Source organism: Wenxinia marina DSM 24838 (assembly GCF_000379485.1).
In the GTDB taxonomy this organism is placed as follows: Bacteria; Pseudomonadota; Alphaproteobacteria; order Rhodobacterales; family Rhodobacteraceae; genus Wenxinia; species Wenxinia marina.
On the sequence record NZ_KB902299.1, the window covers coordinates 61,090 to 82,528 of the forward strand.

Annotated in this window: 23 protein-coding genes; 11 read left to right on the top strand and 12 right to left on the bottom strand. The window is 70.7% G+C overall.

Annotated features, from left to right (window positions below; all coding sequences use genetic code 11):
• Positions 1-24: 24 nt before the first annotated feature.
• Genes A37W_RS0113210 through A37W_RS0113220 form a run of 3 tightly spaced genes read right to left on the bottom strand, consistent with a single transcriptional unit; the run spans position 25 to position 2,943 of the window.
• Positions 25-1,125, bottom strand: a complete 1,101-nt coding sequence (locus A37W_RS0113210; protein WP_018303510.1) for an ABC transporter ATP-binding protein — start codon at positions 1,123-1,125, stop codon at positions 25-27.
• Positions 1,126-1,129: 4 nt separating this feature from the next.
• Positions 1,130-2,056, bottom strand: coding sequence for a carbohydrate ABC transporter permease (locus A37W_RS0113215; protein ID WP_018303511.1), 927 nt, complete (start codon positions 2,054-2,056; stop codon positions 1,130-1,132).
• Entirely contained in the window at positions 2,053-2,943 is an 891-nt protein-coding gene (locus A37W_RS0113220; protein WP_018303512.1) for a carbohydrate ABC transporter permease, read from the bottom strand. Before A37W_RS0113220 ends, A37W_RS0113215 begins: the two co-directional genes overlap by 4 nt.
• Positions 2,944-3,110: 167 nt before the next feature.
• On the opposite strand from A37W_RS0113220, the gene A37W_RS0113225 reads away from it, so the two are divergent.
• On the top strand, positions 3,111-3,920 hold the full coding sequence (locus tag A37W_RS0113225; RefSeq protein ID WP_018303513.1) for an aldo/keto reductase: 810 nt from the start codon (positions 3,111-3,113) through the stop codon (positions 3,918-3,920).
• Positions 3,921-3,950: 30 nt separating this feature from the next.
• Positions 3,951-4,964: a LacI family DNA-binding transcriptional regulator gene (locus tag A37W_RS0113230; protein ID WP_018303514.1), complete on the top strand. Its 1,014-nt coding sequence runs from the start codon at positions 3,951-3,953 to the stop codon at positions 4,962-4,964.
• 4 nt (positions 4,965-4,968) lie between these two features.
• Here the strand turns inward: A37W_RS0113230 and uxuA are convergent, their stop codons facing one another.
• Positions 4,969-6,147 carry a mannonate dehydratase gene (gene uxuA, locus A37W_RS0113235; RefSeq protein ID WP_018303515.1) on the bottom strand — a complete coding sequence of 393 codons (1,179 nt, stop codon included), beginning with the start codon at positions 6,145-6,147 and terminating at the stop codon, positions 4,969-4,971.
• 75 nt (positions 6,148-6,222) lie between these two features.
• A complete protein-coding gene (kduD, locus tag A37W_RS0113240) occupies positions 6,223-6,975 on the bottom strand; it encodes a 2-dehydro-3-deoxy-D-gluconate 5-dehydrogenase KduD (protein ID WP_018303516.1) in 753 nt (250 codons plus the stop codon).
• A 284-nt stretch (positions 6,976-7,259) separates the two neighbouring features.
• On the opposite strand from kduD, the gene mntR reads away from it, so the two are divergent.
• The 5 genes from mntR to A37W_RS0113265 all read left to right on the top strand — a co-directional run bounded on the left by mntR (position 7,260) and on the right by A37W_RS0113265 (position 11,266).
• A complete protein-coding gene (gene mntR, locus A37W_RS0113245) occupies positions 7,260-7,694 on the top strand; it encodes a manganese-binding transcriptional regulator MntR (RefSeq protein ID WP_018303517.1) in 435 nt (144 codons plus the stop codon).
• Positions 7,695-7,768: 74 nt separating this feature from the next.
• Positions 7,769-8,668, top strand: coding sequence for a metal ABC transporter substrate-binding protein (locus A37W_RS0113250; RefSeq protein WP_018303518.1), 900 nt, complete (start codon positions 7,769-7,771; stop codon positions 8,666-8,668).
• Entirely contained in the window at positions 8,665-9,573 is a 909-nt protein-coding gene (locus A37W_RS0113255; protein WP_018303519.1) for a manganese/iron ABC transporter ATP-binding protein, read from the top strand. Before A37W_RS0113250 ends, A37W_RS0113255 begins: the two co-directional genes overlap by 4 nt.
• Positions 9,570-10,427 carry a metal ABC transporter permease gene (locus tag A37W_RS0113260; RefSeq protein WP_018303520.1) on the top strand — a complete coding sequence of 286 codons (858 nt, stop codon included), beginning with the start codon at positions 9,570-9,572 and terminating at the stop codon, positions 10,425-10,427. Before A37W_RS0113255 ends, A37W_RS0113260 begins: the two co-directional genes overlap by 4 nt.
• Positions 10,424-11,266 (top strand): metal ABC transporter permease, encoded by an 843-nt coding sequence (locus tag A37W_RS0113265; protein WP_018303521.1) that lies wholly within the window; start codon positions 10,424-10,426, stop codon positions 11,264-11,266. Before A37W_RS0113260 ends, A37W_RS0113265 begins: the two co-directional genes overlap by 4 nt.
• A 1-nt stretch (position 11,267) precedes the next feature.
• Here A37W_RS0113265 and A37W_RS0113270 read toward each other — a convergent pair whose 3' ends face one another.
• Positions 11,268-11,573, bottom strand: coding sequence for an ArsR/SmtB family transcription factor (locus A37W_RS0113270; protein WP_018303522.1), 306 nt, complete (start codon positions 11,571-11,573; stop codon positions 11,268-11,270).
• 99 nt (positions 11,574-11,672) lie between these two features.
• Between A37W_RS0113270 and A37W_RS0113275 the strand changes: the two genes are divergently transcribed.
• The 4 genes from A37W_RS0113275 to A37W_RS0113290 all read left to right on the top strand — a co-directional run bounded on the left by A37W_RS0113275 (position 11,673) and on the right by A37W_RS0113290 (position 15,343).
• Positions 11,673-12,128, top strand: coding sequence for a YeeE/YedE family protein (locus tag A37W_RS0113275; protein WP_018303523.1), 456 nt, complete (start codon positions 11,673-11,675; stop codon positions 12,126-12,128).
• Between the two features lie 3 nt (positions 12,129-12,131).
• Complete coding sequence (locus A37W_RS0113280; RefSeq protein WP_018303524.1) at positions 12,132-12,572, top strand: DUF6691 family protein; 441 nt, start codon at positions 12,132-12,134, stop codon at positions 12,570-12,572.
• The gene (locus A37W_RS0113285) at positions 12,569-13,480 is read left to right on the top strand and encodes an MBL fold metallo-hydrolase (RefSeq protein WP_018303525.1); all 912 of its coding nucleotides are present in this window, start codon (positions 12,569-12,571) and stop codon (positions 13,478-13,480) included. The genes A37W_RS0113280 and A37W_RS0113285 overlap by 4 nt, the downstream gene beginning before the upstream one ends.
• A 69-nt stretch (positions 13,481-13,549) precedes the next feature.
• Entirely contained in the window at positions 13,550-15,343 is a 1,794-nt protein-coding gene (locus tag A37W_RS0113290; RefSeq protein WP_018303526.1) for a SulP family inorganic anion transporter, read from the top strand.
• 52 nt (positions 15,344-15,395) lie between these two features.
• On the opposite strand, the gene A37W_RS0113295 is transcribed toward A37W_RS0113290, so the two are convergent.
• From A37W_RS0113295 to A37W_RS0113320, 6 genes are read right to left on the bottom strand one after another with little or no spacing between them, the layout of a single operon-like run.
• Complete coding sequence (locus A37W_RS0113295; RefSeq protein WP_018303527.1) at positions 15,396-16,277, bottom strand: intradiol ring-cleavage dioxygenase; 882 nt, start codon at positions 16,275-16,277, stop codon at positions 15,396-15,398.
• A gap of 11 nt (positions 16,278-16,288) precedes the next feature.
• Positions 16,289-18,049 carry an FAD-dependent oxidoreductase gene (locus tag A37W_RS0113300; protein ID WP_018303528.1) on the bottom strand — a complete coding sequence of 587 codons (1,761 nt, stop codon included), beginning with the start codon at positions 18,047-18,049 and terminating at the stop codon, positions 16,289-16,291.
• Positions 18,050-18,073: 24 nt separating this feature from the next.
• The gene (locus A37W_RS0113305) at positions 18,074-19,117 is read right to left on the bottom strand and encodes a branched-chain amino acid ABC transporter permease (protein WP_018303529.1); all 1,044 of its coding nucleotides are present in this window, start codon (positions 19,115-19,117) and stop codon (positions 18,074-18,076) included.
• Positions 19,117-19,980 (bottom strand): branched-chain amino acid ABC transporter permease, encoded by an 864-nt coding sequence (locus A37W_RS0113310; protein ID WP_018303530.1) that lies wholly within the window; start codon positions 19,978-19,980, stop codon positions 19,117-19,119. The genes A37W_RS0113305 and A37W_RS0113310 overlap by 1 nt, the downstream gene beginning before the upstream one ends.
• Entirely contained in the window at positions 19,977-20,684 is a 708-nt protein-coding gene (locus A37W_RS0113315) for an ABC transporter ATP-binding protein (protein WP_018303531.1), read from the bottom strand. The genes A37W_RS0113310 and A37W_RS0113315 overlap by 4 nt, the downstream gene beginning before the upstream one ends.
• Positions 20,684-21,406 (bottom strand): ABC transporter ATP-binding protein, encoded by a 723-nt coding sequence (locus tag A37W_RS0113320; protein ID WP_018303532.1) that lies wholly within the window; start codon positions 21,404-21,406, stop codon positions 20,684-20,686. The genes A37W_RS0113315 and A37W_RS0113320 overlap by 1 nt, the downstream gene beginning before the upstream one ends.
• Between the last annotated feature and the right edge of the window lie 33 nt (positions 21,407-21,439).

Here is a 21,439-nt window from a genome sequence, read left to right on the forward strand (position 1 = left end):
CGGGTCTCCTCCCTCTGGGTGCAGTCACAGCCGCTCTCCCGAAGCGGCGTCGAACAGGTTCGCCTTCCCGCGCGGAAAGGCGACGCTGATGGTCTGGCCGGGGCGCAGGCGGGCCGCGTCGCCGGGCTCCACCCGGTGCGACAGCAGGCCCTCGCCCCAGTGCAGGTAGCCGGTCGCGTCCGAGCCGGTGCGCTCGGTGTGCTGCAGCGGCAGCACGAACCGCCCGGCGGCGCCGTCGAGCGTTGCGTTCGGAGCGCCGAAATGCTCGGGCCGCATGCCGACGACGATCGGCGCGCCCTCCTGCGGCGCGCGGGCGAAGGCGTAGTCGTCGAGCGCGATCCGCGCGCCGGTGGCGAACACGCCCTCCACCCCGCCATCCGCCTTGGCGATGCGCGCCTCCTTGAGGTTCATGGCGGGCGCGCCGATGAAGCCGGCGACGAAGAGGTTGGCGGGCGTCTCGTAGACCTCGTCGGGCGTGCCGAACTGCTGGATCACGCCGCCGTTCATCACGGCGATCTTGGTCGCCATCGTCATCGCCTCGATCTGGTCGTGGGTGACGTAGACCACCGTCGGGTTCAGCTCGTCGTGAAGCCGCATGATCTCGAGCCGCATCTCGGTGCGCAGCTTGGCATCGAGGTTCGACAAGGGCTCGTCGAACAGCAGCACGTCCGCGTGCTTGACCAGCGCCCGGCCGATGGCGACCCGCTGGCGCTGCCCGCCCGAGAGCTGCGACGGGCGACGGTCCATCAGCGGCTCGATCTGCAGCAGCTTGGCCGCCCAGTCGACGCGGCGGGCGATCTCCTCGCGCGGCAGCTTGGCCGCTGAGAGGCCGAACTTCAGGTTCCCGCGCACCGACTTCGTCGGGTACAGCGCGTAGGACTGGAACACCATCGCCAGCCCCCGGTCCTTGGGGTCGAGATCGGTCACGTCGCGCTCGCCGATGACGATCCGTCCGTCCGTCACGTCGGCGAGGCCGGCGAGCAGGTTCAGCAGCGTGGTCTTGCCGCAGCCCGAAGGCCCCAGCAGGACGAGGAACTCGCCATGCTCGACGCTGAGGTTGAGGTCGTCGAGGACGGTCAGGCCGCCGTAGGATTTCACGATGTTCTCGAAGCTGACGCGGGGCATGGCGCTATCCCTTGATGGCGCCGGCCGTGATGCCGGCGACGAAGAACTTGCCCACCAGGAAGTAGATGACGAGCGGCGGGATCGCGGTAAGGAGCGCGGCCGCCATGTCGACGTTGTAGGTGGCGGTGCCGGTGGACACGGTGACCATGTTGGCGAGGTTCACGGTCATCGGCTGGGTGTTGAAGCCGCCGAAGGTGACGCCGACGAGGTAGTCGTTCCACACGTTGGTGATCTGCAGGATCAGCACGACGATCAGGATGTTGCCGGACATCGGCAGGATGATGTGGGCGAAGATCTTCCAGAACGACCCGCTGTCCATGATCGCGGCGTTCATGATCTCGCGCGGGATGTCCTTGTAGAAGTTGCGGAAGATCAGCGTCAGCACCGGCATCGCCATGACCGAATGGACGACCGCCACGCCCATGATCGTGCCGTAGACGCCCATCGTCCGGGTGATGGCGATCAGCGGGAACATGATGATCTGCAGCGGCACGAAGGCGCAGAGGAAGAGCAGGAACAGGAACGTGCCCGCCCATTTCACCTCCCACAGCGCCAGCGCGTAGCCGGTCACCATCGCGAGGCTGATCGACAGGATCAGGGACGGGACGAGGATGCGGACCGAGTTCCAGAACCCGACCTTCAGCCCCTCGCAGGTGATGCCCGAGCAGGCCTCGTTCCAGGCGAAGCTCCACGCCTCCAGCGTCCAGGTCTCCGGCAGCGCGAAGATCTGGCCCTGGCGGATCTCCTCCATCGTCTTCAGCGAGGTCGTCAGCACCACGTAGAGCGGCACGCAGAAGAACAGCGCGCACATCGTGAGGAACACGAGGACGGCGATGGACCGGCCGTTGAGGCCCCGGCGGCGCCGGACGCGCGGATGGCGGCGGACCACGGTCGCCCCGGCGGCGGCCTCGGTGACGGACAGGTCGGTCATGCCGCAGCCCTCCGGCGGTTCTGCCACGCGGTCAGCAGGACCAGCGGCAGGAAGACGAGGAGCGTGATGCCCAGCATCATCACCGCCGCGGCGCTGGCATAGCCGAGGTTCTGCTTCTGGCTCAGCGCGTTGATGACGAAGTAGGCCGGCACCCAGGTCGACTGGCCGGGGCCGCCGTTCGTCATGGCGAGCACGATGTCGTAGGCCTTGATGACCCCGAGCGAGAGCAGGATCGCGCAGGTCAGGAAGGTGAACTTCATCATCGGGATGATGATCTCGATGTAGAGCCGCCACAGGCTGACGCCGTCGAGGCGGGCGGCGGACCAGATCTCGGTGTTGATCGACTTCAGGCCCGCGATCATCAGCGCCATGTAGAAGCCGGACGACTGCCAGATCGAGGCGAGGATGATCGCGTACATCGCGGTGTCGCCCTGGGCGAGCCAGTTGAAGTCGACGCCCGTCCAGCCCCAGCGATGCAGCGTCGCCTCCAGCCCCATCGTGGGGTTGAGGATCCAGCGCCACGCCACGCCGGTGACGATCAGCGACACCGCCAGCGGATAGAGGAACACGGTGCGGAAGAACGCCTCGCCCCGCTTCTCGCGGTCGATCATCGCGGCGAGGACGAAGCCGAAGACGATGGCCAGCGCCGAGCCGAGGCCGAGCGTGATGAGGTTCCACAGCGCGGTGGACCAGCCGGCGTCCTGGAACAGGCGGTCGTACTGCCGCGTCCATTCGGTCCAGTCGATGGCGTAGTCCGGCACCCGGCGGGACCGGGTGAAGGACAGGTAGATCGTCCACAGGATCGACCCGATGAACGCCACCGCCGTCACCGCCAGGGCGGGCGTCAGCGCGATCTGCGGGGCGATCCGCGTCCAGCGGATCGTCATGGCTCCTCCCTCATGCCGGGCCCTCCTCGGCCCCGCACCGCGGCACTTGCGCCGCTGTCCAAGCGGCATGTCCACCGCGTTGTATTAACGTTAATACTGAGATAGGATTCGGAATGCGTCAACAGAAAATCGAAGGGCCGCGGCGAGTGGCCCGAGAGGGAGGAGAGATGACGATGCAAGCCATGCCGCAACTGGGCTTCGGCACCTACGGACGAACCGGCGAGGCGGGGATCGAGGCGATCTCGTGCGCACTCCAGACCGGATACCGCCACCTCGACACCGCGCAGGACTACGACACCGAGGCCGAGGTGGGCGCGGCGCTGCGGGCTGCCGGACTGCCGCGGGAGGACGTCTTCGTCACCACCAAGGTCAGGCCGGCCAACTTCGCCCCCGGCGCCCTCGTCCCGTCGCTGGAGAAGAGCTGCGAGACGCTGGGCCTGGGCCACGTGGACCTCGCCCTCATCCACTGGCCCGCGCCGAACGGAGAGCGGCCGCTGTCGGACTACATCCCGCAGCTGGTCGAAGCGAAGGAGCGGGGGCTGACGCGGCATATCGGTGTGTCGAACTTCACCATCGCCCTGCTGGACGAGACGCTGGCCATGCTGGACGGCGTGCCGCTGCTGACCAACCAGGTCGAGCTGAACCCCTGGTTCCGCAACCGCAAGCTGGCGGACCACTGCACGTCCCGGGGCGTCACAGTCACCTGCTACCAGCCGATCGCGAAGGGGCGGCTGGGCAGCGACCCGGTGATGAAGGAGATCGCGGACGCCCACGACGCGACGCCCGAGCAGATCGCCCTCGCCTTCGAGATGTCCCGCGGCTATGCCGCGATCCCCACCTCCGGCAAGGCGGAGCGCATCCGGTCCAACTTCGGCGCGCTGGACATCCGCCTGACGGAAGGTGACATAAACCGGATCGAAGGGCTGGACCGGGGCCAGCGGGCCATCGACCCGGACTGGGGGCCCGACTGGGACTAGGTCCCCGTCGGGATGGTCTGGGGGACAGGTGTGGCGACTCTGAAGGACATCGCGCTGCGCACGGGCGTGTCGGTCAACACCGTCTCGCTGGCGCTGCGCGGATCCCCCCGGGTGGGCGAGCGGACGCGGGAGAAGATCCTCGAGTTCGCCCGCGCCCTCGACTACACGCCGAACCACGCCGCGCAGGCGCTGGTCACCCGGCGCAACATGACGGTGGGCCTGCTGCTCACCGACATGACGAACCCGGTCCTGACGCAGGTCGCCCAGAAGCTCGAGATCGAGCTGAAGGCGAAGGGCTACGTCACCCTTCTCGCCGCGTCGAACGGCGACGGCGAGGAGCAGGAGCGCGCGCTGGCGACGTTCCGGTCGCGGCAGCTGGACGGCGTTTTCGTCTATCCCAACCACCGGCGCGAGCTTGACGGCATCCGCCGCCTCGCAGCGTCGGGCATGCCCGTCGTCCTCCTGGCGGGCAAGGAGGTGGAGGGGCTGGACGTCGTCACCATCGACGAGCAGCACGGGTCCGCGCTGGCGGCGCGGCACCTGATCGCGCTCGGCCACCGTCGCATCGGGCTGATCGACAGTGACCGCGCCACCGGCAACTCCGAGAAGATCGACGGCTACCGCCAGGCCCTCCTCGAGGCGGGGATCGAGGTCGATCCGGCGCTGATCGTGGGCCCCGGCGGGCACTCGGTCGCGCAGGGCTACGGCGCGATGGGCCAGCTTCTGCGACTGGCCGATCCGCCGACCGCGGTCCTGTCGTCGACCGACCGGATCGCGATGGGCGCGCTGCGCTGGTGCGAGGACAACGGCGTGGACGTGCCGGGCGACGTGTCCGTCTTCGGCTACGACAACGTCGAGTACGCCGAGGCCGCCTCGACCCCGCTCTCCAGCGTGGACTACCCGGCGGAGGAGATCGCGCGCGCCGCGGCGGGCCTGATCCTGCGGCGGATCGAGGGCGAGCCCGGCGAGGGGGACGGGGCGCCGGAGCGGATCATCCTGAAGCCCGAGTTGGCTCTGCGCGCCAGTACCGGCGCGCGGGGATAGCCCCCTACCGGCCGCCCGCGTAACGCAGGCCGGCGATCACGCCCCGCAGCTCGGCGAGGCCGCGAAGACGGCCGATCAGCGGATAGCCCGGGTGCGTGCCCCGGCCGATGTCCGTCAGCAGTTCGTGCCCGTGGTCGGGGCGGAACGGGATGGAATGGTCGTCGCGGCCCGCCTCCCGGCGGCGCGCCTCCTCGTCCAGCAGCACCGAGATCACCGCCGGCATGTCGGTGTCCCCGCCGAGATGCGGCGCCTCCTGGAACGAGCCGTCCGGCTCCCTGGCGACGTTGCGCAGGTGGGCGAAGTGGATGCGCGGCGCGACGGCGCGGGCGATGGTGGGCACGTCGTTCGACGGGTGCGCGCCCAGCGAGCCCGAGCAGAGCGTGACGCCGTTCGCGGGGCTGTCCTGCATCGCCAGGACCGCCGCGAGGTCGTCGCCGGTGGAGACCACGCGCGGCAGCCCGAGGAGCGGCCGCGGCGGGTCGTCGGGGTGGATGCACAGGCGCATGCCCAGATCCTCGGCCGCCGGCACCACCTCGGCCAGGAACCGGGCGAGCGCGGCGCGCAGGTCGTCCGCGGTGACGCCGGCCCAAGGGCGCAGCACCTCGCGCAGGCCCGCCACGTCGTAGCGGGCGTAGGCGCCGGGCAGGCCGGACATGATGGCGCCCAGCAGGCGGCTACGGTCGGCCTCGGTCGCGGCGTCGGTCCAGGCGGACGCGGCGGCGGCCACGTCCGGCCAGTCCGCCTCTGCGCCCGCACGGCCGAGAAGGTGGATGTCGAACGCTGCCATCTCCACCGCGTCGAAGCGCAGCGCGCGCCCGCCGCCGGGCGCGGGCGCGTCGAGACGGGTTCGCGTCCAGTCCAGCAGCGGCATGAAATTGTAGCAGACCGTGCGCACGCCCTCGGCCGCGAGGTTGGCGAGGGACTGGCGGTAGTTGGCGAAGAGGGTCGCGAGATCCCCCTGCCCCAGCTTGATCGCCTCGCTGACCGGCAGGCTCTCGACCACCTCCCAGGTCAGGCCCGCCGCCTCGATTTCGCGGCGGCGCTCGGCGACGGCCTCCCGGACCCAGACCTCGCCGTACGGCACCTCGTGCAGGGCCGTGACGATGCCGGTCGCGCCGGTCTGCACGATCTCCGGCAGGGTGATGCGGTCGAGGGGGCCGAACCAGCGCCAGCTTTCGATCATCGGGTCCGCCCCGGTTCCGCCGCCCGCGCGTCCGTCGCGGCGACCGCTGCCCGGGCGGGGAACGGGGACGTCCACCTAGCGGGCAAGCCAGCCTCCGTCGACCGACAGGACCGTTCCGGTCACGTAGCCCGCGGCCGGCAGGCACAGGAAGGCGACCGCGCCGCCGATGTCCGACGGCTCTCCCCACCGGCCGGCGGGGATGCGCTCCAGGATCTCGGCCGACCGTTGCGGATCGTCGCGCAGCGCGGCCGTGTTGTTCGTGACGACGTAGCCCGGCGCCACGGCGTTCACCGTGATCCCGTCCTTCGCCCACTCGTTGGCGAGCGCCTTCGTCAGCCCCGCGACGCCGTGCTTGGAGGCGGTGTAGGCGGGCACGCGGATGCCCCCCTGGAAGGTCAGCACCGAGGCGATGTTGACGATCCGCCCCCCGGCGCCGCGGGCCAGCGCCGCGCGGGCGAAGGCCTGGCTCAGCAGGAACACCGCCTTGAGATTGACGTCGAGGACGGCGTCCCAGTCCTCCTCGCCGTGGTCCACCGCGTCGGCCCGGCGGATGATGCCGGCATTGTTCACGAGGATGTCGAGCATGCCGAAGCCGGCCAGCCGCGCCGCGGCGGCCGCGGGATCGGCGAGGTCGAGGTGGACCGCCTCGGCGCTGCCGCCCGCGGCCTCGATGCGACGCACCGTCTCGTCGCAGGACGAGCGGCCGGCGGCGACGACGTGGGCGCCCCGCTCGGCCAGGGACAGGGCGCAGGCCTGGCCGATGCCGGTATTGGCGCCGGTGACGAGGGCGCGGCGGCCGTCGATCCGGAACGGCTCGTCCACGCTCATCCCGCCACCGGGCTCTGCGACGTGGCTGCCATCCGGGCGGATGACCGGGCCGGCAGGGGGCGGCCGGGTCGCGGGCAGGAACAGGTCTCGGGCATCGGCGTCTCCGGGGCGGCGGGTGCAGAAAACGTCAGGGGCCGGGATACAGGCCGCACGGAGCAGCGTGAAGCCCGTCCATCGCGGATCGACGCCTCCTGCACCGCCGCCACCGCGATCGGGCGGCACGCTTTTCCTGTCCGCGTCCCGCCTGACCGTGTATCCGGGGCGGAACCGTGAGGGAGGGGCCCGTGGCCAGAGCGAGGCGGCTGCACAGTGCGGAACGGCAGGCCAGCAACTTCAGCCGGGTGCGCGAGGCGCACCAGACCGAGGTGGCCGAGGATTACGTCGAGCTGATCTCCGACCTGATCGACGTGCACGGCGAGGCGCGGGCCGCGGATCTCGCCAGCCGGCTCGGCGTGGCCGCGCCCACGGTGGCCAAGACGATCCGCCGGCTCAGCGAACTCGGCCTCGTCGAGAGCCAGCCCTACCGCGCGATCTTCCTGACCGAGGAGGGGCGTCGCCTGGCCGAGGTGGTGCGCCGCAGGCACGTGCTGGTGCGCGACTTCCTGCTGTGGCTGGGCGTGGACGCCGAGACGGCGGAGGGCGACGCCGAAGGGATCGAGCACCACGTCAGCGAGGCGACGCTGCGGGCCTTTGCGCGCAAGCTCGGCCGCGACGGCTGAGGCCGGACCTTGACGCGGCGGCGCGGCACTGCATATTTCGTTTTTAGCACCGGCTAACTTTGTGAGACCGCCCTATGATCCGCCCCCTCGTCATCGCGACCGCTGTCGCCGCGCTCTCCGCGGGACCGCTCGCGGCCCAGGAGGACGATGCGTTCAGGGTCGTCACCACCTTCACCGTCCTCGCCGACATGGCGCGGAACGTGGCGGGCGACGCGGCCGAGGTGGTGTCGATCACCAAGCCGGGGGCCGAGATCCACGGCTACGAGCCGACGCCGCGCGACCTCGTCGGCGCCCAGGACGCGGACCTGATCCTGTGGAACGGCCTCAACCTGGAGCGCTGGTTCGAGCAGTTCCTGTCGAACCTCGGCGACGTCCCCTCCGCCACCCTCACCGACGGCATCGACCCGATCCCGATCGCCGAGGGTTCCTACGAGGGCCAGTCGAACCCGCACGCCTGGATGGGGCTGGAGAACGCGATGGTCTACGTGGACAACATCGCGGCCGCCCTGTCGGAGCACGACCCGGAGAACGCCGCGACCTACGCCGCCAACGCCGAGTCCTACAAGCAGGAGATCCGCGACACGATCCAGCCGCTCCGGGACGAGATCGCGGCGCTGCCGGAAGAGCGGCGCTGGCTGGTGACCTGCGAAGGCGCGTTCTCGTACCTCGCCCGGGATTTCGGCCTGAACGAGCTGTATCTCTGGCCGATCAACGCCGACCAGACCGGCACGCCGCAGCAGGTCCGCGCCGTGATCGACGGCGTGCGCGAGCACGACGTGCCGGCGGTGTTCTGCGAGAGCACGGTCTCCTCCGCCCCGGCCGAGCAGATCGCGCGAGAGACCGGCGCGGCGTTCGGCGGCGTCCTCTACGTCGACAGCCTGTCCGAGGCGGACGGCCCGGTGCCGACCTACCTCGATCTGCTCCGCGTCACCTCGGACACCGTCGTCCGGGGCCTGACGGGGACGGAAGGATGACGCCCGACGGCTCCACCTCGCCGGATACACTGGCGACGACGGGCGAGGCCGCCTTCGACGGCATCGTCGCGCGCGACGTGACGGTGACCTACCGCAACGGCCACACCGCGCTGCGCCGGGCCAACTTCGCCATCCCCCGCGGCACGATCGCCGCGCTCGTCGGCGTGAACGGCGCCGGCAAGTCGACGCTGTTCAAGGCCATCATGGGGTTCGTCCCCGCCTCGGGCGGAGAGATCACGCTGCTGGGCCGCACCGTGCGCGAGGCGCTGCGGGCCAACATCGTCTCGTACGTGCCGCAGGCCGAGGAGGTGGACTGGACCTTCCCCGTCCTCGTCGAGGACGTGGTGATGATGGGCCGCTACGGGCACATGGGTTTCCTGCGCCGGCCGGGAGACGCGGACCGCGCGGCCGTGGCGGCGGCGCTGGAGCGGGTGGGCATGGCCGACTTCCGCCGCCGGCAGATCGGCGAGCTGTCGGGCGGCCAGCGCAAGCGCGTCTTCCTCGCCCGGGCGCTGGCGCAGGACGGCCGGGTGATCCTGCTGGACGAGCCGTTCACCGGCGTCGACGTGCAGACCGAGGAAAGGATCATCGGCCTCCTGCGCGAGCTTCGGGACGAGGGGCGGGTGATGCTGGTCTCGACCCACAACCTCGGCTCGGTGCCCGAGTTCTGCGACCGCGCCATCCTGGTCAAGGGCACAATCCTCGCCCACGGCCCGACCGGGACGACCTTCACCCGCGCCAACCTCGAACGCGCCTTCGGCGGCGTGCTGCGGCAGTTCACCCTGGGCGGGGCCGACCTGCACGACGACCACGATGCCGACGCGCGGCGGATCGACATCTTCACCGACGACGAGCGCCCGCTGATCCATTACGGCGAGCGGACGCAGACCACGGGCCGCGAATGACCGCGCTGGAGCCGTTCGCCTACGGCTACATGACCAACGCGATGTGGGTCTCGGCCCTCGTCGGCGGGGTCTGCGCGTTCCTGTCGGCCTACCTGATGCTGAAGGGGTGGAGCCTGATCGGCGACGCACTGTCCCACTCGGTCGTGCCGGGCGTGGCCGGGGCCTACATCCTCGGCCTGCCCTTCGCGCTGGGTGCGTTCCTCTCCGGCGGGCTCGCGGCGGCGGCGATGCTGCTCCTGTCCGAGAGGTCGGGCCTGAAGGTCGACGTCATCATCGGGCTGATCTTCACCGCCTTCTTCGGCCTCGGCCTGTTCATGGTGTCGATCAACCCGACGTCGGTGTCGATCCAGACGATCACCATGGGCAACATCCTCGCCATCACGCCGGGCGACACGCTGCAGCTGGTGCTGATCGGGGGCGTCTCGCTGGCGGTGCTGCTGGCGAAGTGGAAGGACCTGATGGTCGTCTTCTTCGACGAGACGCACGCCCGGACGGTCGGCCTGAATCCCCGGCTCCTCAAGGCGGTGTTCTTCACGCTCCTGTCGGCGAGCGTCGTCGCGGCGATGATGACCGTAGGCGCGTTCCTGGTGATCGCGATGGTGGTGACGCCGGGGGCGACGGCGTACCTGCTGTGCGACCGCTTTCCGCGGCTGATCGCCGTGTCGGTGGCCATCGGCGCCGTCACCGGCTTCGCCGGGGCGTATGCCAGCTACTTCCTCAACGGCGCGACGGGCGGCGTCATCGTGACGCTGCAGACGGCGATCTTCCTCCTCGCCTTTTTCTTCGCGCCGAAGCACGGGCTTTTCGCAGCGCGGGCCCGGGCGTCGGCCGCGCTGGCGGAGGCACCGGAATGATCGAGGCGCTGCTCCTGCCGTTCCAGTTCCCGTTCATGCGGGACGCGTTCCTGATCGCGCTGATCGTCTCGGTTCCCACCGCGCTCCTGTCCTGCTTCCTCGTCCTCAAGGGCTGGGCGCTGATGGGCGACGCGGTGAGCCACGCGGTGCTGCCGGGGATCGTGCTGGCCTGGATCGCGGGCCTGCCGCTGATCGTCGGCGCCTTCGCCGCCGGCATGGGGTGCGCGCTGCTGACAGGATACCTGAGCGACAACAGCCGGGTGAAGCAGGACACGGTGATGGGGGTCGTCTTCTCGGGCATGTTCGGGATCGGGCTGATCCTCTACGTCTCGATCCCCACGAACGAACACCTCGACCACGTCCTCTTCGGCAACATGCTGGGCGTCGGGCCGCAGGATCTGTGGACGGCGGGGATCGTCTCGCTGGTCGTGACCGCCGCGCTGGGCCTGAAGTGGCGCGACTTCCTGCTGCATGCCTTCGACCCCGCGCAGGCGAGGGCGAGCGGGCTGGCGGTCGGCGCACTGCATTACGGGCTGCTGGCGCTGCTGTCGCTGACAATCGTCGCGACGCTGTCGGCGACCGGCCTGATCCTGGCCGTGAGCCTGCTGATCGCGCCCGGGGCCATCGCGTTCCTGCTCGTGCGCAGCTTCGGCGCGATGCTGGGCGTGGCGGTCGCGGTGAACGCGGCGGCGCTGACAGGCGGCGTCTGGGCGAGCTTCCACCTCGACAGCGCGCCCGCCCCGACCGTGGTGCTGGTGCTGACGGCGATCTTCTGCGCCGCCCTCACCCGGCGGCTGTGGCGCACCCGGGCGGCCTCGCGCCGGGCGCCGGCGCCGTAGCTCAGACGTCCCTGCAGAACGTGTCGTAGAGCGCGGCCATCAGCGTCTCCACGTCGGGATCGGAGATCCGGTAGTGGATCGTCTGGCTCTCGCGGCGGGTGTCAACCATCCGCGCCTCGCGCAGTTTCGCGAGGTGCTGGCTCAGCGCCGACTGGCTGAGACCCACCGACGCCTGCAGCGCCCCGACCGACCGCTCGCCCTTGGCCAGCTCGCACAGGATCAGCAGGCGCTTGGCATTCGCCAGCAGCGCCAGACGCTCCGCCACGTAGTCCGCCCGGCCCTCCAGCGCGGTGACGGTGGCGTCCACATCAGAAATCTTTACATTAGCATTGACTGATTTAGACATGTCTCATAAATAGCGGATCGACCCGGCCGATGCAAGGCCGCCGCCAAGTGGAGACGACGAGTGGAGACGCTGACGACAACCCCTTTCACGCCGTGGGCCTCGCTGTTCGGAGGGGTGCTCATCGGGCTCAGCGCCGTGATGGTGATGGGCCTGTTCGGCCGGATCGCCGGGATCGCGGGCATCACCAACGGCTTCATCGGCGCGGTCCTGCCCACGCCCGGCGCCCCGGGCGACCGCGACTGGCGGGTCGCCTTCCTGGTCGGGCTCGTGGCGGCGCCGCTGGCGCTGATGCTGGCGGGCGGCACGGTGCAGCAGACGGTGCCAGTGAGCCTCGGCGGCATGGCCGTCGCGGGGTTGCTGGTCGGCCTCGGCACCGCGCTCGGCGGGGGATGCACCTCCGGCCACGGCGTCTGCGGGCTGGCGCGCCTGTCGCCCCGCTCCGCCGTGGCCGTCGGCACCTTCATGGCAGCGGGAATCGCCACCGTCTTCGTCCTGCGGCACGTTCTGGGAGCCTGAGCCATGCGCATCGCCTTCGGTTTTCTCGCCGGCCTCGTCTTCGGCCTCGGCCTCGTCATCTCGGGCATGTCGGACCCCGCGAAGGTCCTGAACTTCCTCGATATCGCCGGGACCTGGGACCCGAGCCTCGCCTTCGTCATGGGCGGCGCGACCGTGACTGCCTTCCTCGGCTACCGCCTGGTCTGGCGACGGCCGGCCCCGGCCATCGACGCCCGGTTCGACCTGCCGACGAACCGCCGGATCGACGGCCGGCTCGTCGGCGGCGCCGCCCTCTTCGGCATCGGCTGGGGCATCGGCGGCTTCTGCCCCGGCCCCGCCTGGACGGCGCTGCCGCTCTTCGCGCCCGGAACCCTCGTCTTCCTGCCGGCGATGCTGGCCGGGCTGTGGCTCGGCGCGCACGGCAGGTCCCTCTCCCTCCCGACCCTGAAAGGATCCGTCCGATGAGCAGCCTCAAGGAGCGCGTCGTCCGTCACTCGCCGTCCCGAGGGCCCGGAAGCCCCGACGTCTGGGGCATCTACGAGCCCGATACCGGCTCGATCCAATATGTCTGCGCCGACCCGGCCACCCGGAAGGCCGCGCTGATCGACGTCGCCTGGAACTTCGACCCGAAGAACTACCGCTTCTCGACCGGCAGCATGGACCAGGTGCTGGACCTGGTGCGCCAGAACGGGCTGACCGTGGAGTGGGTCCTCGACACCCACCCCCACGCCGACCACGTCATGGCCTCGGCCCACCTGAAGGAGCGGACCGGCGCGCCGAACGCGATCGGCGCCAAGGTCCACGAGATCGCGGCACTGTGGGAAGAGATCTACAACATGCCCGGCGCCTTCGACCCGGCGCGGGACTTCGACCGGCTGTTCGAGGAAGGCGAGACCTTCCGCATCGGCGATCTCGAGGTGCAGGTGATGCTGTCGCCGGGCCATACGCTCGGCTCCATCACCTATGTCTGCGGCGACGCGGCCTTCACCCACGACACGCTGATGCAGCCCGATGTCGGAACCTCGCGCGCCGACTTCCCGGGCGGCAGCGCCGCGCAGCTGTGGGACTCGATCCAGGCGATCCTCGCCCTGCCGCCGCAGACGCGCCTGTTCGTCGGCCACGATTACGGCACCGCCACGCGCGACACGCCGGAATGGGAGGCGACGGTGGCCGAGCACCGCGCCGGCAACCAGCACGTGAAGGACGGTACCGCCCGCGAGGAGTGGATCGCCCGCCGCGAGGCACGGGACGCGACCCTGCCCCTGCCCGACCGGATCCTCGCGGCGCTGCAGGTGAACCTGCGCGGCGGCCGCCTGCCCCCGGCCGAGGCGGACGGACGGGCCTACCTCAAGCTGCCCGTCAACCGGTTCTGAGGCGGCCGATGATCCCCGCCCCCCGCCGGCGCCCCCGGAGCGCCGCCTGTCCCGAAGGAGTGTGAGCGGATGGACCGGCTCGCCCGATACCTGCCCGTCCTCGACTGGGGGCGGCGCTACGACCGGCAGGCGTTCCTCGGAGACGCGCTGGCGGCGGCGATCGTGACGGTGATGCTGATCCCGCAATCGCTCGCCTACGCGATGCTGGCGGGCCTGCCGCCGGTGGTCGGGCTCTACGCCTCGATCCTGCCGCTCGTCGCCTACGCGCTGTTCGGCACCAGCCGCACGCTGGCGGTCGGCCCGGTGGCGGTGGTCTCGCTGCTGACGGCGACCGCGGCCGGCACGGTCGCGGCGCCCGGCAGCGCGGAGTACGTTGCGGCCGCGCTGGCGCTGGCGCTGCTGTCGGGCGTCATGCTGGTGGCGATGGGGGTCCTCCGACTGGGCTTCGTCGCCAACCTGCTGTCGCATCCCGTCATCTCGGGCTTCATCACCGCCTCGGGCCTGCTGATCGCGGCAAGCCAGCTGCAGCACATCCTCGGGGTCCGGGCCGGCGGGCATACGCTGGTCGACCTCGGCGGCTCGCTGGTCCGGGCGCTGCCGGACGCCAACGTCCCCACGCTCGTCGTCGGACTGGCCGCGACCGCCTTCCTGGCGTGGGCGCGCAAGGGCCTGCGGCCGGCGCTGCAGCGCCTTGGCCTGTCCGCCGGGACGGCCGCGCTGCTGTCGCGTACCGGGCCGGTGGTGGCGGTCGCGGTGTCGATCCTCGCGGTCGTCGCGCTGGGCCTCGAGGCACGGGGCGTCGCCGTCGTTGGCGACGTGCCGCAGGGCCTGCCCCCGCTGGCGCTGCCGCCGTTCGACCCGGCGCTCTGGGCGGCGCTGGTGCCGGCGGCGTTCCTGATCTCGATCATCGGCTTCGCCGAATCCGTCTCGGTCGCGCAGACGCTCGCCGCCAAGCGCCGCCAGTCGATCAAGCCCGACCAGGAGCTGATCGGCCTCGGCGCCGCCAACCTCGCCGCGGCGATCTCGGGCGGCTACCCGGTGACCGGCGGCTTCGCCCGGTCGGTCGTCAATTTCGACGCGGGCGCCGAGACGCCGGCCGCGGGCGCCTACACCGCCGGCGGCATCGCGCTCGCCTCGCTGGTGCTGACGCCCCTGCTCGCCCACCTGCCGACCGCGGTCCTGGCCGCCACGATCATCGTCGCGGTCCTCAGCCTCGTCGATCTCGGCGCGCTGCGCCGGACCTGGGCCTTCTCGCGCTTCGACTTCGCCGCGATGGCCGGCACCATCCTCGTCACGCTGGGCTTCGGGGTCGAGGCGGGCATCGTCACCGGCGTCGCGCTGTCGGTCCTGCTGCACCTGTGGCGCACCTCGCGGCCCCATGTCGCTGTGATCGGCCAGATCCCCGGCACCCATCACTTCCGCAACGTCCGGCGGCATGACGTCGTCTGTTCGCCCGAGGTGCTGGGCCTGCGGATCGACGAGAGCCTCTACTTCGCCAACGCCCGTGCCATCGAGGCGGTGGTGCAGGAGGCGGTGGCCGAGCGGCCCGAGGTCCGGCACGTCGTCCTCAACTGCGCCGCGGTGAACGGCATCGACGCCAGCGCGCTGGAGAGCCTCGAGCTGATCATGCACCGCCTGCACGACGCCGGCATCCGCCTGCACCTGTCCGAGGTGAAGGGCCCGGTGATGGACCGCCTCGCCCGCAGCGACTTCGTCGACGCGCTGACCGGGCGCATCTTCCTGTCCCACCACGAGGCGCTGGCCGAGCTGGCGCCCGAGACGACCCGGGACTGCGACGCGGCGGTGCGCCCGCCCATCGACGCCGGCCGGACCTTTCCGGAGCGGACGCAGCGCGGCAGGTGACGGGACTGCGCGGCCGTCGACCGCCGCCGCCGCGGCCGGACCGGCGACCGCGTCAGCGCCGCGCCAGCACGAAGTCGTGCTCGACCTCGAAGAACGGTCGGTCGAAGCCGGCCTCCTGCATCCGCGCCGGGTCGTCCACCGGGGCGAAGGTGGCCATCAGGCTCTCCTTCACGCCGAACACCGCGTCGGAGTGGATGTAGGGATCGTCCGGGTCGAAGATGTGGGTCACCAGCGTCTCGAAGCCCTCCGCCTCGATGATGTAGTGCAGGTGCGCGGGCCGGTAGGGGTGGCGGCCGAGGGCGCCGAGCAGTTTTCCGACGGGGCCGTCGTCGGGGATCGGGTAGAACTTGGGCTTCACCCCCTTGAACCAGTACTCTCCCCTCTCGTTCGACCGGAACACGCCGCGCAGGTTGAAGTCGGGCTGCAGCCCCTTCTGCTGCACGTCGTAGAAGCCCTCGTCGTTGGCCTGCCAGACGTCGATCCGGGCGTTCGCGATCGGCTTCCCGTCGATGTCGAGGATGCGGCCCCTCACCAGCATCGGCTCGCCCTTCTGGTCGAGGCAGATGTCGTCGCCCAGCGCCCGCTCCGGCGCGCCGGAGACGTGGAACGGGCCGAGGACGGTCGATTCCGACGCGCCCGAGGGTTTGCGGTTGTTGATCGCGTCGACCAGCATCGACACGCCGAGGACGTCGGAGAGCAGGATGTATTCCTGCCGCCAGTCGTTGGAGGTGTGGCCGGTCTCGGTGAGGAAGAGGATCGCCTTCATCCACTCCTCCTGCGTCGGCTCGATCTCCTTCACCGCGGCGTGGAGGTGCCGGACGATGACCTCCATGACCTCCTTGAGGCGCGCATCCTGCGCCTTGGCGTTGCGCGAGATGACGACGTCGGCGGAGCTGTCCTCGGTGAAGTAGCCCTGTTCGGCGGGGTCGGTCATGGGCGGGCTCCTCAGGCGGCGGGTTGCAGGATGGCGCGCAGCACGCGGCGCAGCTCGGCGGCGGGGTCGTCGACCATCGCGGAAGCGCGGTAGCAGACGTGCTGGTCGGGGCGGGTCATCACGGCGCCCGCGTCGGACGTCTCGCGCAGGCGGGCCCAGTCGCCGAGATGGTCCTCGATCGCGCGGCGCGGGCCGATGACGTGGACGTCGATCGTCACGCCCGTCTCGGCCGCGACGGTCTTCGCCGCCTCCGCCCAGGCCTCGCCGCCGATCCCGGTGAGGATCGTCCAGCGGCCCTTGCCGCACAGGTCCAGCGTCGAGACCCTGGACCCGTCGGCACGGTAGAGCCAGCAATGCGGCAGCCGCGCGCCGGGCCATGTCGTCGGCTGGTAGTGCAACTCGGCGTCGCGGGCGAAGCCGGGGTCGCGCTGGCCGTCCTTCACCACGGCGCCGCTGCCGTAGCGCTGGTTCATCTCGACGCCGTGGCAATCGAACTCGTACTTCTTGAACTCGATGGCCTTGCGCAGCGCCTCCCGCTGCGCCTCCGCCTCCGGCCCCTGCTCGTCGCGCCTGTCCATGTTGGCCTGCATCACCTCGGGATCGGTGCTGTCGGTCAGGCCCAGCGCCTCGAAGATCGGGCCGAACTCGGCGATGGACTGGTTGGCGCGGGTGACGATCTGCCTGGCGATGGGCGCGCGCTCCGCCGAGTAGCTGTCCAGCAGCCCCGGCCCGGCCTGACCCTTCACCACGTGCGCCAGCTTCCAGGCGAGGTTGAAGGCGTCCTGGATCGAGGTGTTGGAGCCGAGGCCGTTCGACGGCGGATGCCGGTGCGCCGCGTCGCCCATGATGAAGACCCGCTCCGTCTGCATGTGCGTCGCGTACATGTTGTTGACGGTCCAGGTGTTGGCGGAGAGCAGCTCGATCTCCAGCTCCGGATCGCCGACCAGCTGGCGGGCCACCTCGGTCGCCATCGCCTCGTCCACGTCGGGCGCCGGCTGCTTGATGTCGTAGCCCCAGACGATCAGCCACTCGTTCCAGGGCCGCACCATCCGCACCAGCCCCATGCCGATGCCACCGACATTCGCGCCCGGCTGCATGACCCAGTAGAGGACCGAGGGCCGGTGCGCGACGTAGCGGGAGAGGTCGGCGCGGAAGAGGATGTTCATCGACCCGCCGACGCCCATCTGCCCCTCGAACGGCAGGCCGCAGGTCTCGGCCACCGCCGAATTGCCGCCGTCGGCGCCGACGAGGTACTTCGAGCGGATCTCGAACTCGCGCCCCGTCAGGCGGTCGCGGCAGCGGGTGGTGACGCCGTCCGCATCCTCGGTGTGCGTCAGGTACTCCGTCTGCATCCGCGCCTGCGTCCCGCGGGAGCAGGCGGTCTTGAACAGCAGCGGCTCCATGAAGGTCTGCGGCAGGTCGTTCATGCGGGTGGGGGAGGAGCGGATGTGCTCCGCCCGGCTCTCGGGCGAGTTGCCCCAGGACAGCATGCGCCCCAGCTCCTCTCCCGCGAGGCTCTCGCAGAAGACGTTGTTGCCCATGAGGTCGCCCGGGGTGGCGTGCATGTAGGCCTCGGCCTCGACCTCCGGGCCGAGGTCGCGCAGCACCTCCATCGTGCGCTGGTTGGTGATGTGCGCGCGCGGCGTGTTGGCGAGCCAGCGGTAGCGGTTGATCGCCACGTTCTCCACGCCGTAGCTCGACAGCAGCCCGGCGGTGGCGCTGCCGGCGGGGCCGGTGCCCACGATGAGGACGTCGGTTTCGATCTCGGCCATCAATGGTCCCTCCCGGTCGTTCGGTCAGTCATGTCGGTTGAGGCGCCTCTGGATCGGGAACAGCTGCACGCCCGTCCGCCCGGACAGGAGCCCCCACAGCCCCCCAGGCGCGAACAGCATCACCGCGATGCCGAGTGCGCCGAGGACCATGAGGTACCAGGCGCCGTAATCCGCCAGCAGCGTCTGCAGCGCGAAGAAGACGAGGACGCCGAGGATCGGCCCCTCGATCGTGCCGATGCCGCCGATCACCACGATGAAGATCACGAACGCGGTCCAGTCGATGACCGAGAAGGCGCTGTCGGGGCTGATGCGGCCGTTCTGCAGGAAGATGAGACCCCCCGCGATGCCGGTGCCGAAGGCGGCGACGAGGAAGACCACCCACTTCATCCGCTCGCTGTCGACGCCGACCGAGCGCGCCGCGCCGACATTGTCGCGCAGCGCCGCGAGGGCGAGGCCGCGCTTCGTGCGCAGGAACCAGTAGATGCCGCCGATGGTCGCCACCGCCAGCGCGAGCGCCAGCCAGTAGGTCAGGATGTCCCGCGCCTCGGAGGCGCGGACGTCGAACGCGCCCTCGATCCAGCCCGCGCCCCACATCGCGTCCCGCGCGTCGCGGGGCAGCGAGGTGCCGGTGCCGCCGCCGACCGCCTTCCACTGGGCGACGGACAGGCGCACCACCTCGGCCACGACCCAGGTGCCGATGGCGAAGTAGGCGCCCTGCAGGCGGAACGCGAAGAACGCTGTCGGGATGGCGAGGACCAGCGCGGCGACGCCCGCCAACAGCAGCCCCGCGACGGGGTTCACGCCCCAGAGGATCGCGCCGCCGAACAGCATGTAGGCGCCGAAGCCGACGAACGCCTGCTGGCCCACGCTGACGAGGCCGCCGTACCCGGCGAGCAGGTTCCAGAACTGCGCCAGCGTCAGCATCGTCAGGATGAAGAACAGGTCCTGGATCAGCGAGCGCGAGGCGATGAACGGAACCGCGACGGCGACGGCCAGCAGCACCAGCGCCGCGGCCGCCGCGATCTGCGACGCCGTCGTCCGGGTGGTTACGGTGTAGTGCGCGGCCATCAGTCGAACGCCCTCGGGAACAGGCCCCGCGGCCGGACCAGCAGCACGGCGAGAAAGGCGACGTGTCCGGCGAGGATCTGCCATTCGGGGTTGATCTGCGCCCCCACGGTCTGCGCCACGCCGATGATCACGCCACCCGCCAGCGTCCCCCAGAGCGAGCCCAGCCCGCCGATGATGACCGCCTCGAACGCGTAGATCAGCCGCGCCGGCCCGGTGGTGGGGTCGAAGTTCGCCCGCGTGCCGAGGTAGAGCGCGGCGATGGTCACCACGACCATCGCGATCCCCGTCGCCTGCGCGAAGACCGACGCCGGCTTCACGCCCATCAGGCTCGCCGTCACCGGATCGTCCGACGTCGCGCGGAACGCGCGTCCCAGCGACGTCCGGTAGAAGATGAACTGCAGTGCCAGCGTGACGCCGATGGCCGAGAGGAACGTCAGCAGCGGCATCACGCCGAGCGAGATCGGCCCCACCGGCAGCGACGCCGTCTCCAGCCAGCCGGCCGGGATGCGGCGGCTGTCGGCGGAGAAGCCCTCCAGCAGCGCGTTCTGCAGGACGACGGACAGGCCGAACGTCACCAGGAGCGGCGGCAGGATGTCGGTCCCCAGCACCCGGTTCAGCACCACCCGCTGCAGCGCCCAGCCGAGGCCGAACATGATCGGCAGAGCGATCAGCGCCGCGACGAACGGACCGAGGCCGAGCAGCGTCACCAGCATCAGGATCAGGTACGCGGCGAATACGATGAGGTCGCCGTGGGCGAGGTTCACCAGCCGCATGATCCCGAAGACGAGGCTGAGGCCCAGCGCGAAGAGCGCGTAGAGCCCGCCGAGCAGCACCCCCTGCAGCACGGTATCGACCCAGATCATGCCGCCGCCCCGAAATAGGCGTCGTGGATCGCCTCGCGGCTGAGCTCCTCCGGCCGGCCCGACAGCGTGACCCGGCCCTCCATCATGCAGTGCACTCTGTCCGCGACCTTCAGGGCCTGGCCGATGTCCTGCTCAACCACCACGATGCTGGCCCCCGTCTCGCGGATGCGCGGGAAGGCGGCGTAGATGTCGCGGATCACGACCGGCGCGAGGCCGAGGCTGATCTCGTCGCAGAGCAGGACGCGGGGGTTCGACATGAGCGCCCGGCCGATGGACACCATCTGCTGCTGCCCGCCCGACAGGGCGGTGCCGGGCTGGCCCCGCCGCTCCTTGAGGATCGGAAAGAGGTCGTAGACCGTCTCCAGCCGCCAGGGGCCGGCCACCTTGCGGCGGTGGGCGCCCATCAGCAGGTTCTCCTCCACCGACAGCGAGGGGAACAGCTTGCGCCCCTCGGGCACCATCGCGATGCCGAGCGCCATGATCTCGTCCGGCGCCATCGCGCCGATCTCCCGCCCGTCGAAGCGGACCATGCCAAGCGCCTGCCGGATCACCCCGGCGATGGAGCGCATGAGAGTGGTCTTGCCCGCGCCGTTCGCGCCGATCACGGCGACGGTCTCGCCCTCGGCGAGGGTGAGGTCCACGCCGAACAGGGCCTGGAAGTCGCCGTAGAAGGCGGTCAGGCCACGTGTTTCCAGGAGCGCCATCAGACCTCGATCCCCAGGTAGATCTCGCGCACCTCCTTCGAGGCCATGATCTCGGCGGGTTCGCCGATGCCGATGACCCTGCCGAAGTCGAGCACCAGCAGCCGCTCGACCACGCTGTTCAGCGCGTGCAGGACATGCTCGATCCAGACGATGGTGACGCCCTCGGCGTGGACGCGGCGGATCGTGTCCACCAGCGCCACGCACTCGCCCTCGGTCAGCCCGCCCGCAATCTCGTCCAGCAGCAGCAGCTTCGGCCGCGTCGCCATGGCGCGGGCCAGCTCCAGCCGCTTGCGCTGGAGCAGGGTCAGCCCGCCGGCGGGGCGGTTGGCGACGTGGATCAGTTCCGTCCGCTCCAGCACCTCGGCGCAGTCCGCTTCCACCGCGCGCTCGGGCAGGCCGCGGCCGTGGGTGGCGGCGACGAGGAGGTTCTCGAACACGGTCAGGCGGTCGAAGGGCTGGGGGATCTGGAACGAGCGGCCGATGCCGGACAGGCACCGCTGCATCGGCGGCACCCGCGTGACGTCGCGGCCGTCATATTCGATCCGGCCGGCGTCCGGCGACAGGCCGCCGGTGATGAGGTTGAACAAGGTCGACTTGCCCGCGCCGTTCGGCCCGATGATCCCCAGCGCCTGTCCCTCCGGCACGTCGAACGTCACCCCGTCGGTCACCGTGAGGGCGCCGAAGCTCTTGGACACGTCATGGAGCGACAGGATCGGGGACATGGGGCTCGCGCAGATGGAGGTCCCCGCCCGGAC